General features: G+C 32.0%; 8 protein-coding genes and 1 pseudogene. 7 read left to right on the top strand and 2 right to left on the bottom strand.

Annotation, left to right across the window (positions count from 1 at the left end; all coding sequences use genetic code 11):
• Positions 1 to 509: 509 nt before the first annotated feature.
• The 3 genes from IPK14_20150 to IPK14_20160 all read left to right on the top strand — a co-directional run bounded on the left by IPK14_20150 (position 510) and on the right by IPK14_20160 (position 2,426).
• Positions 510 to 971, top strand: coding sequence for a rhodanese-like domain-containing protein (locus tag IPK14_20150; GenBank protein MBK7995599.1), 462 nt, complete (start codon positions 510 to 512; stop codon positions 969 to 971).
• Positions 972 to 1,220: 249 nt separating this feature from the next.
• Positions 1,221 to 1,625 (top strand): MerC domain-containing protein, encoded by a 405-nt coding sequence (locus IPK14_20155; GenBank protein ID MBK7995600.1) that lies wholly within the window; start codon positions 1,221 to 1,223, stop codon positions 1,623 to 1,625.
• Between the two features lie 18 nt (positions 1,626 to 1,643).
• On the top strand, positions 1,644 to 2,426 hold the full coding sequence (locus tag IPK14_20160) for a response regulator (GenBank protein MBK7995601.1): 783 nt from the start codon (positions 1,644 to 1,646) through the stop codon (positions 2,424 to 2,426).
• Positions 2,427 to 2,475: 49 nt separating this feature from the next.
• On the opposite strand, the gene IPK14_20165 is transcribed toward IPK14_20160, so the two are convergent.
• Together IPK14_20165 and IPK14_20170 are read right to left on the bottom strand one after the other, a co-directional pair.
• Positions 2,476 to 2,826, bottom strand: a complete 351-nt coding sequence (locus tag IPK14_20165) for a hypothetical protein (protein MBK7995602.1) — start codon at positions 2,824 to 2,826, stop codon at positions 2,476 to 2,478.
• Positions 2,827 to 2,839: 13 nt separating this feature from the next.
• Positions 2,840 to 3,149 (bottom strand): annotated as a pseudogene (locus IPK14_20170) (helix-turn-helix transcriptional regulator).
• 844 nt (positions 3,150 to 3,993) lie between these two features.
• Between IPK14_20170 and IPK14_20175 the strand changes: the two are divergent.
• The 4 genes from IPK14_20175 (at position 3,994) to IPK14_20190 (ending at position 11,725) form a co-directional block, all read left to right on the top strand.
• Positions 3,994 to 4,446, top strand: coding sequence for a serine/threonine protein kinase (locus IPK14_20175; GenBank protein ID MBK7995603.1), 453 nt, complete (start codon positions 3,994 to 3,996; stop codon positions 4,444 to 4,446).
• Between the two features lie 32 nt (positions 4,447 to 4,478).
• Entirely contained in the window at positions 4,479 to 6,434 is a 1,956-nt protein-coding gene (locus tag IPK14_20180) for an ankyrin repeat domain-containing protein (protein ID MBK7995604.1), read from the top strand.
• 341 nt (positions 6,435 to 6,775) lie between these two features.
• Positions 6,776 to 9,136: a TonB-dependent receptor gene (locus IPK14_20185; protein ID MBK7995605.1), complete on the top strand. Its 2,361-nt coding sequence runs from the start codon at positions 6,776 to 6,778 to the stop codon at positions 9,134 to 9,136.
• A 270-nt stretch (positions 9,137 to 9,406) separates the two neighbouring features.
• Positions 9,407 to 11,725, top strand: a complete 2,319-nt coding sequence (locus IPK14_20190) for a serine/threonine protein kinase (GenBank protein MBK7995606.1) — start codon at positions 9,407 to 9,409, stop codon at positions 11,723 to 11,725.
• Positions 11,726 to 11,773 lie beyond the last annotated feature (48 nt).

The raw sequence follows: 11,773 nt of genomic DNA on the forward strand, positions 1-11,773 counted from the left end.
CTCCTAAACCTGAACGCTTAGATTTATTGTTTTTATTAACTGATTTTTAGACATTACAAAAAAGTTTACCTGAGCTTTTCTAGCCTGGCTATCTGCTATTTGCTAAATAATTGTGGAAATGGCTATTTAATGATTACTCAATAAACAAGGTTTATTACTTGATAGCCCAAATTGACTCAATAAAGCGGTTAAATTTATGAATTCTTAAAAACAGCGATATTTTTTCTTGTTCTTTGACGCGTAAAAAGAAAAGAAAATGTGTCATTGCTCTACCATGCTACTGCCGCTAAATTTATGTTGGGGTGTGTCATTACTCTTAATGCTGTGGAACAACTAAAAAATTTGGCTAGCCTTAACTTATTTAGAATAAGAATTATATAAAGACAAATAGGCAAATTCTTGCTAATTGTTTTCTAGTTTTGTAACCAATAAATAAAATATGACGTTCAAACAAATGAAAACCAAATAGAAAATTTAATGTAGTAAATTAAGATTAGAAAGGTATAGTTATGATTATTAAAAAAGTAAATTTGCTTATTGTATTAGTAGTTTTATGTCTTGCTACAGCTTCTGTTAGTTTAGCTAATACAGCTAACTATCAGTTTATCAATATGTTAACGGATAACAACAACAATACAAGCAATACTGTTCAAATGATTAGTGTTGCAGAATTAAAGGCAAAGTTTGATAAAAAAGAATCAGTAGTTATTTTGGATGTACGCGGCGGAGATTATGCAAGCAGTACAACAAAAATCAAAGGTGCTATAAGAGTTGCACCAGGTGAAGTAGAAAAGCACTTAAAAGATATTCCTAAAGATAAAATGATTATTACTTATTGCAGTTGTCCAACAGAGGGTGGTGCTATTACTGCTGCTCAAGTGCTACTTAACAATGGGTTTAAGCAAGTGTATGTGCTAAAAGGTGGTTGGCCTGCTTGGAATACAGCTAATGGATTAGTTGAGCCAAAATAACAAACTAAGAGATTGTTATTTGATTTCCATAATGCTAAAACTCACTGATTTTTATAGAATTTTATAAAAATTGGTGAGTTTATTTCTTTTGGCAAGGCAAATGAAAACAATCCAACAAAGCAAAACATCAAAATTTCCCACTCATTATTAATTAATATCCACTGATACTTAAATAGCTACCTTTAATTAGACTTAAGTTGCAGACAAATTATATTTTTCTAAAATCGCTAAGTTTAATTAATAAATCTTATGAATAATAATGCTCCAGAAAAAATTAGCAAAATAGGTATTTGGGCTTCTTATGCTTGTGCTGTTCATTGTGTGTTAATGCCTTTTGTTGGTGGGCTACTGCCCTTTGTTGGGCTTGGATTTTTAACAAATCATTGGGTAGAAACAGGGTTTATTTTTTTCTCAATTGTAATAGGAAGTATTAGCTTGATTTATAGCTATGTACGTATTCATAAGAAAATTAAGCCTTTATTGGTATTTTTTGCTGGTATGGGGTTACTTATTAGCTCACAAATATTATTTGAACATGAATCAAAAATAGAATTACCAATAGTAGGTTTAGGAGCAGTATTTATTGCTATGGCTCATTTAATCAACCGCAAATTATCTCGTGAATACATAGTTTGCAATTCTCACATTCCATAAATTTTATTTAGAAAAAATATGTCTAATAGCTTAAGAGTAATTATTGTTGATGATGAACGACCTGCAAGAATGTTTCTAACTTCGTTACTAAAAGAATTTGATGATGTTGAGATAGTTGCTGAGGCTTCTAATGGAATAGAAGCAGTAGAACTAATAGAACTGCATGAACCAGATTTAGTTTTGCTAGATTTGCAAATGCCTGGCCTAGATGGATTTGGAGTAGTAAAAAGCTTAAAAAAAAGACAGATGCCTTTAATTGCTTTTGTTACAGCTTATGATGAATATGCTGTACGGGCTTTTGAGCTAAATGCTATTGATTATTTGCTAAAACCTGTTGAAAAAGCTAGGTTAAAAGAAACTCTTTTGCGTGCTTATGAATTTTCAATTAGTACAAATATACAAAAGCAAGAGGAAGAAAATTTAGACCAAAGCCTAAAAGATTATGAACTCTCTTCGCAATTAACCCCGCTTGAACGAATACCAATAAAAAATAGAGATGAAATTATAATTGTACCTGTTAATCAAATTGCTTCAGTTGTTGCAGATGGCGAATTACTATGTATTACAACTATAAGCAATGAATCTTATGTTATTAATTATAGGCTAAAGAATTTAGAGCTAAGATTAGATCCTGCTAAGTTTGTTCGCTTAGGTCGTGGAGCTTTAGTCAACATTGATACAATTGCTAAAATTAATCAAATTCCTGATGGTACTTATATGGTGACTTTAACCAATAACCAGCAAATTAAAGTTAGTCGTATACAGTCTAGACCTTTAAGAGAAAGACTTCTAAGGCTGTAAATAATAAAAAGCAGTAACAATATTGCTACTGCTTTTTATTAAGGCAAATTTACTGGGCTAATTCTACATTACCATGATTATCACAATGTCCGTTGTGTTGGTGATGAATATGGCCTGCAACTAAATAATCCACATGATCGCCATGTGGAATTGCTTCATGACCGCAATTTAAGCCGTGTTGATGGCTACTGTCATGACTTGTACAACTATGATCAGGTGTACAAGTGCTAGGGTTTTCACTGCTAGCTAAAAGGGTATGTTCATCTATATGATCACCGTGTACGTGGTGAAGATGACCATCGTGTAAATAGTCAACATGACCATCGTGTTTAATAGCTGTATGGCTACAGTCTTTGCCGTGTGTATGATTATGATCGTTATGAGTTGAATGGTCAGACATTATTTTTTAACTCCTATTCTATTTCATCTAAATTTGATTGTGGCTCACTAGCGTGAGCTAAAGCATTAATAACTAAATCAGCAATATGTTGGTCAGAAAGCTGATAATAAATGTGTTTTCCTTCTCGACGACGGCTAATAACGCCGTGAGTACGAAGTAATTTTAAGCGTTGAGAAACTGTAGAAATTTCATCTCCCTAGCTCTTCAGCTAGTTCACTAACACACCATTCTTGATAGAGTAACCTTTCAAGTAAGCGCAAACGGGCAGCATCTCCTAGAGCAAAAAATAAACCAGCAGCCTTTTCAAAATCTGCACTTTTAATAACAGGTACTTTTTTCTTGCTATGTTCATTTGGATTACAAGCAAGTTTAGTTTCCATAATTTTTACCCATCAATTTATCATTTGAACATTTCATAAAGTGTTCAAATGATAAATTGATAAAATATATCTGTCAACCAGCAATTTCCAAGATTTTTCCTTACTTAAAATATAACTCTATGATTGACACTCTAAAGGCTTCAGATTACTGCTGGCGAAGTCTATAAGCCATTGAAAATACATTATATATTGTGTTTATTATCTTTAAACTATTGAACAATTTATAGTTTGCCAGCAGTAACCTAAAGTCGTGAGCTTTCTTGCACAAGATTTGTAAAGAATTGCTAAACAGCTTTATTTTTTATAGTAGTAAAGATAGTCTAAAATTTTTCTGGCAAAAGCTAGAAAGTATTGATCCTACAGTAATAAATAAGTTAATCTCTGATTATTAACTAGTAATATTTTCTAAAAAAACTAGGTGTTATGGGAAAATATATTTGGAAATATATTCAAGTTTATATAAAAGCTTGCTTTGATAGATAAAAAGTTATTTTTAATAAACTATTAATTACAGTGTAAATTAAGTAAGTTAATATTTTTTCAATTTCTTAAGTAAGACCTAAGCTTGGTAATGATACATAATTAGAGTCGCGGAGCGACGACATAATAAACCTGTTAAATTCAACAAATTAATTATGTCGTCACTACATGACTTTGTAAATACTATACTATCATACGTAAGGCTGAAACCCTATGCTACATATATGCCGTCCCGCTGGGGCTTAAGAATTCAAAGTATCAATTTACTTTGTTTACAATCTATTAATTATTAAAGATCAGAACAAATATGTTTGAATCAACTCAGTTTATTGGCTTAGTGATAGATGAAAAATACCAAATCAAAAGTCTACTTGGTCAAGGTGGAATGGGAGCAGTCTATCTTGCTTTACATTTAGGAACAACACGTCTTGTAGCAGTAAAAGTTATTGCTCCGCAATTTATGACTAATCAACATTTTGTTGAACGTTTTAAGCGTGAAGCTCAAGCTACAGGGCAGTTACGGCATCCAAATGTTGTTAATATTACTGATTTTGGATTTTCTTTTCTTGGACAAAAAAGAGTTGCTTATTTGGTAATGGAATATTTAGATGGTTGTTCTTTGGCAGATTTATTAAAGAAAAAAGGACATTTGTCACTAGAATTAACAGTAGAAATAGTTGAACAAATTTGCTCGGCTATTGATAAGGCACATCAACAAGGTATTATTCATAGAGTCTTAAGCCTGATAATATTTGGTTAGAACAAAATTGGCGAGGTAGCTACAATGTTAAAGTGCTTGATTTTGGTTTAGCTAAACTTCGAGATTCTGTCTCTCCAGAAATTATTAAAGCAATTGTAGAAGAACCTAATATAGAAGTTACTAAAAATACTTCTAATGCTTCTAATTCTATTAACAAAGAAATGGTATCTGCTATTACACAGGTGCAAGATGTTGATAGAGAAGCTTGTACAGAAATACATAATGTTTCCAAAGAAGAGCAAAATACAATTATTACTGAAAATACCCTAGATAAAGATATTATAAGAACTAATAAAATTCCAACAGCAAGACTAACACAAGTAGGGATGGTTTTGGGAACACCTCTTTATATGTCTCCAGAACAATGTGCAGGTTCAATTATTGATACTTGTTCAGATATATATAGCCTAGGAATAATTACTTATCAAATGCTTACAGGTGTGACTCCATTTGTTGGAGACTCTTATGATTTGATAGATAAACATATGAAGGTTGAAGCACCTTTTATTAAGCAACATAATGATAGCATACCAAAATCTGTTGCTAATATAGTTATGTCAGCACTTGCTAAAAAGCCTGAACAAAGGCCTATTTCAGCAAAGGCCCTTGCTATTGCCTTACGGTCTAGTGCAGACGGAGAAGTTCCTATACTGGAAAAGGCACAAGAGGTTTATATTAAAAAACGTTTTACTTTTGCCCGTATAGCAATGCTTTTGTATATTCCTGCTATCTTACTCTCATACTTTTTAAGTCTATTACATATATCATTATTTTTGTTATCTTTTCCAATATTGATGTTTGCTAATACATTAAATATAGCTGCTTGTGCTTTAGTTCTTGAAAAATACTCTGACTCTGCTGTTAGTTTACGTTCTCTTTTTAGCACACTTATCAAATATTTTTTGGAACTCTCTAAAAGCTCTATACAAAGTTTTCTTTCTATCTTACTAGGTTTAATAAAATTAATTATTCCTGGTATCCAAACCTATTTTGGAAACGCTTTTTATCCTATTTTGGTTGTGTTGGAAGAAAAAAAAGCTGCAACTGCACTTGCTGATTCAAAAAATTTAGTAAATAGATTGCGCTATATAGTAACAACAATAGAGTTAGGAAATCTCCTTTTAACTCTTTTTACAGTAATTTTAATTTTTTTTGCAGTACGTTTATCAAAGTTAAGCTTTTTTTTCCCCATTTTTACAAATACTATATTTGGACTTTACTTAGCTATAATTGCAATTACTTGTTTAAGTTACTCTCGTTATTCTATTGCGATGTACTTTATCTACTTAAAATCACGTCAAATTAAAGGAGAAGTGTTTAAGGATATTTCTGAGGGCGGTTTTGAATTTGAACAAATAGCAAAACGAACAAAAACGCTCTATAGAAAAACAGGTGAACAGCTAGTTAAAACATTGTTAAAACAAGTGGGTACGTTCATTTCCTTATCAGGAATTGTCTTTATTTTTATTTTTGTTTCATTTATATCTTATAACCTTATTACTAGTGGAAATAGTTTAGTAGCTGCTGCACAAACAGGGAATCTAAATTCTGTTAAGGACATGATAGCTAAAGGAGCAAATGTTAATCAGGAAGGTAGTTTTGGTATTACACCTCTCTTTATTGCAGCACAAGCAGGACATACAGATATAGTTAAGGAACTTCTTGATAATGGCGCAGAAGTTAACTTAACAATAACGACTATAGGTAATTTTACCCCATTAATGATTGCTATACAGTCAAACCGAATTGAAATTACAAAGTTGTTAATTCTTCGAGGTGCAAATGTTAATGCACGGGCTGAAAGAGATATAACTCCTTTAATGTTTGCTACAGAGAATGGCAATATTGAACTAGTGAAAATGCTTGTAGAGGCTGGTGCTGAGATAAATGCAAAAGATAAAGACAATAATACTGCTCTAAAAATGGCTACTCTAAAAAAGAATTTTGATATAGTTAATTTTCTTAAAGCCGCTGGAGCAAAAGAATAAGGTAAAAATTTAAGCTTTCTAAACCGGCTTATTCTGTGGATTTTCAGACCACAGTAGTCAGGTTTTCTTTTAATTATTTTTACTAGATGTTTGTTCTAGAGAAAGTATTACATCCTCAATCTATTTTTTATTCTTTACCCTTTTTCTAATTTTTCCTCAAAGTGTTGTACAAAAACACAATCCATTTATTTGTAAAAATAATCCATTGGTTTGAAATAACAGAGAGCTTATTAAAAAGTTGTGTCCTTTAGTATTTTTATTGGTTAAATATCAACTTCGCCAAAATTATCTTTAATTTATATATTTACAACCATAACTAAAAGAAATCTTTAGGAGAGTTTATGTTGTCTCATTTGAGAAAAAGCACAAGTTTTTTATTTCAAACTAAAAAAGAATGTCTTGGTCTAGCTGCAACACTAGCAATATTACTATATTCATCAACAAATGTTTTTGCACAACAAAAGCCTGGTTTACGAGGAACAGTTACTTTAAGCGAAAATAATCAGCCATTATCTAGCGCGACTGTTGAAATAGTTGAACTAAGACGAACTGTTAGCACTAATGCAGATGGGACATATGAATTTAATGATTTACCTGCTGGTCAGTATACGGTAGTAGCACACTTAAAAAAATTTCCAGATGTTGTTCAAACTATAATAGTTGGTGCAGAGGATACAGCTAATTTAGATTTTTCTATGAGCATCACTTTACAAGAACAAGTAGTTGTTACTGCCTCTGGAACAGATCAAACAATATTTGAGTCTTTTTCTGCTATTAACTCTTTAGGTTCGTTGCAGTTAGCAGAAAAAGGGCAACCATCTCTAGGGGAAACGCTAGATAATCAACCTGGAGTAGCTAAACGTAGTTTTGGCCCAGGCTCTTCTCGTCCTGTAATTCGTGGTTTTGATGGGGATCGTGTTCTAGTTCTAAATGATGGGCTTCGTAGCGGTACACTTGGCGGGCAATCAGGCGATCACGGCGAGACCACAGATGTTTTAGCCGCAGATAGAATTGAAATATTAAAGGGGCCAGCCACCTTTCTTTATGGAAGTAATGCTTTAGGAGGTGTTGTTAATGTTGTAAGTGGTAATGATGATTTTTCTCATAACCATACAGGTTTAACAGGCTATATTACTGGTTTAGGTGCTTCAAATAATAACCAAGGTGGCTTTAATGGTGGCCTTCAATATGGTACAGGTCGCTTTTTATTTTTTGGTAATGGCGGCGGACAACGAACTAGTGACTATGACACACCTATTGGTAAAATACCTAATACAAAATCTCGTACTAGTGGCGGTTCTGGTGGGGTAGCCTTTTATGCAGATAAAGCTTATTTTCGCTTTAAGTATGGTTATCAAGATGCAACCTATGGTATTCCTTTTGCTGCTATGTTTGAAGCTGAAGAAGAGGGTAGGGAAGACGAAGGATTAGCTAAAATAGCTAGAAATAATGCTTTTCCACTAACTCCTAGCACTCGAAAAATGCTTAATCAAGTCTCTACTATTGCGGCTGATGAAGGAGAAGAGGAAGAATTTATTGGTCTAGCTATTCGTCAACATAACGCCCGCCTTAGTTTTGGTTTTAGAGATTTAGGATCAATCTTTAGCACCGCGCAATTTTCAGTAAATTATAGCGATTATAAACATAGAGAAATTGAAACAGCAGGCGACATATCAACTGTAGCTACAACATTTAGCAATCGTGAAACTACCTATCGAGGGCTTTTTACACAAGCTCCAAAGGGGAAATTATCAGGTAGTTTGGGTTTTTCTGGTTATTACCGTAATTATGATGTAGCTGGAGCAGAAGCTTTAACCCCACCAGTAGACGCTAACAACTTTGCTTTCTTTGCTTTAGAAGAATTAAAATATGAAAAAATGCAACTACAATTTGGAGCTAGAGTAGAAACTACTAGATTTGACCCTATTGGACTTCCAAAACGGAATTTTACTGGCTTTTCTGGTGCTGTAGGGCTTCGTATCCCAATAAAAGATAGTTTTGCCTTTGTAGCAAATTATACTAGCTCTTATCGCGCACCAGCACTTGAAGAACTTTATAATAACGGGCCACATGTAGGTAGTTTATCTTTTGAAATAGGAGATGTTAATCTTAAACGCGAGCGCAACAATGGCATTGACACATCTTTTAGATATTCTGGTAAAAAACTTCGTGGTGAGCTTAACTTTTTTTACTATAACCTGGATAACTGTGTTTTTCTTGCCCCTACTGGAAATATTGAAGATGGACTCATAGAAGCTAATTTTACACAAGCAGATAGTCGTTTTGTTGGTACAGAAGCAAATTTTGATTACGCAATACATCCTAACTTTTCATTGAATGGTAGTTTAGATGCGGTTGATGCTGAAGTAAAAAATACTAACTCTCCGCTTCCTCGTATTCCACCCTTACGCGGTAAAATTGGCTTTGAAGCTCGCTACAAAGGCTTTTCTCTAAGACCTGAAGTTGTTATGGCACGCGCTCAAAATCAAATCTTTTCTACTGAAACCCGAACAGCAGGCTATACTACAGTTAATTTAGCTGCGTCTTATACACTAGTACAAAAACATGCTGTCCAAGTTTTTTCTATTAATGCTTTTAACTTAAATGATCGGTTGTATCGTAACCATTTATCTTTAATTAAAAATTTAGCTCCTGAAATTGGACGAGGTGTTAGATTTACTTATACAGTTAGGTTCTTCTAATAGTCAAATCTGATAAATTTACTTAAGCTTTACCTTAAAACCCAGGGTATAAAACTCTGGGTTTTTGTTTTTGCTTTATAAATTGCTCAATCTATGGGGTTAAGCATTATTAAAAATAAAATAAATGGTTGTTTAAGAAGCTTATAATGGGAAAAATAGTAAAATAATGTTTTTATTGGTGTTAGGATAAAATAAATTACGAGAAAATAATTTATTAAAAAGGAGGTGGCGGACTACTCCCTAATCAAAGGGGTATCTGCTGTTACTTTAGTGAAGGAATGTTTTACTTGTAATAGATGTTTTGGTGATCATAATGAAAATTGTGATGTTGACCAAACTCTACTAGAAACTACTCTACCGGGATTACCCTTAATAAAAAATAAATATAGGTTAGATAAACGTATTTCTAGAGAAAATATTAATATTAATTACTTAGGTTTTGATATAGAAAAAAGACATTTTGTTATAGTTAAAATATTTTTAATTTCAGAGCTACCCATTGACCCTAATAATTTTTTATACAAAATTGAATTAGCCACTCAAATAAATCATCCCAATATAGTAAAAATACTTGATTATGGAAAATGTGATAATAGTTTCTTCTATGTAGCTACAGAATATATTGAAGGTCAAACATTAGAAGATATTTTAACTGAAAAAAAACAATTGCCTCTTGCAGAAGTAGTAAATTATATTAATTTACTTTGTGACATAATAAATGTGATTAATGAAAATGAACAGATTCATCAAGACTTAAAACCTGCTAATATAATAGTTACTTCAGATAATCAACTTAAGCTATATCATAGTCTAATTGCTCATCATAAACGCTTATCTAGGATGAAGAATAAAGCAATTACTATTTTTGAACAGCCGTTTTATTTTTCTCCAGAACAATGTCAAAATACAGAAGTTGACGAACGTTCAGAAATTTATTCACTAGGAGCTATTTTATATAGAATGTTGACAGGAGAAGTGCCATTTTCTGGACATAATTACTTAACTATTATGGAACATCATATAAGGCAAAAAGTTAAAGATCCGTGCCTTTTATGTCCAGAATTGCCAGATAATATAGCTAGAGTAATTTTAAGGGCTTTAGAAAAAGAGCCTGATCGACGGTTTCAAAGCATTTTAGCTATTTCCAATTTGCTAACACAGGCTACTAAACAAAAAGTTGTAAACAAAATAGTTGATGAACGTCCGACAACAGAAAAACTTCCTTTAGCTCAAGCAGTGGAAATAGTTAAGACAAAGAAAGCAACTTTTCCTGATATACAAGTACAAGAATTTCCACAAACTAATGTAGAGGGATTTTCACAAACAAGTTTTAATGAATTTCAAGAAACACGAGTGGAACACCCTGTAGTAGGGTTAGAAAACAAGACTTGGTTTGATGATAGTTCTATGAATAGTGTTAGCGAAATAGCAGTCCTTGATGAAACAGATACAAATAGGACAATAGAAGTAACTAGTTTTAAGCTACCACAAAAAAGAAAAAGTGAAATTGTTAGTAGAAAAGAAATAATTGAGTTAGAACAAAAACAACAAGAACAACAGATAGCAGTAAATATAGTAAGTGAACTTGTTAGTAAAAATGATGAAATAGAAAATATAGTTAAAAATATAGAAGATAATATAGCAGAATCTCAGAATATATCTATTAATACAGATCCTTTACCTAATAGTTTACAAGATGGAACAAAACCTTTACCACCAGAACTTCAAGCACTTTATGGTTCTCTTTTATCTAATCCAATATCTAATCCAAAAACAGATAGTTTAAGTGATAAAGAAAGAAATAAAATAGTAAATAATGAAAATAAAGTAACAATAAATAATGAAGTACCAGCACAAGAAGTTACTAATAAAGCTACCAATAATGTTCTTGAAATAAAAACACTTTCTCCCGTGCTTATTGCTTTACTTTTTGCTGATAAAATTTTACCTCCAGCTAAAGATAGTCAATATAAACGTAAGCTACACAATACTTTTGTAGTAGAAAGAGAAACTTCAGCTAGTTTATTATTAGTTTTGTCAATTTTTTCTTTAAGACGAAGAAAAGCTATCAAATTTGTTCCTTTAAGTGTAGTTCCTCAAATTTTACAAAGAAGGTTAATTGTTGGAGAAGATGAAAAAATAGTTATTCAATTAGTAAATGCAGGGGTAAAGCCTTTAGATAGTTTTGAACAAAGTGTTCTAAAAAGTTTAGGAAAAAATAATGCAATTTCTTTATATGGTCTTTACCAATATTTCTTTGTAATTTCTGATGAGCAAAAAATTGCTATAGCTGAGTTAATTAATGATGCTGTAGCCGATGAGTTAGCCAAAAATAAATTGTTAACCTTAGTAAGTAGAGATGCTAAAACTCCAGTTGAGCCAGGAGGAAGTCTTCAAGCTTATGTTCTTGCTCAAGGTTTAGAAATAAATAACTATTTACCACAACATAATGATTTAGTAGAGTTTATGGAAAGCTTGAAAAAAGAGGCTCCATTAAGCATAAATAATGAACAAATACAGCTTTATAGTTATATGTTAAACTATTACAAAGTTTTGTTTTGCCAGCATTCCTATACTTTTGAATACTAATAAATAAAATTAGCAAATATTTTGATTTCTATTACTATTTGCAAGAAA

The sequence above is a fragment of the Blastocatellia bacterium genome (assembly GCA_016713405.1).
Taxonomy (GTDB): domain Bacteria; phylum Acidobacteriota; class Blastocatellia; order Chloracidobacteriales; family JADJPF01; genus JADJPF01.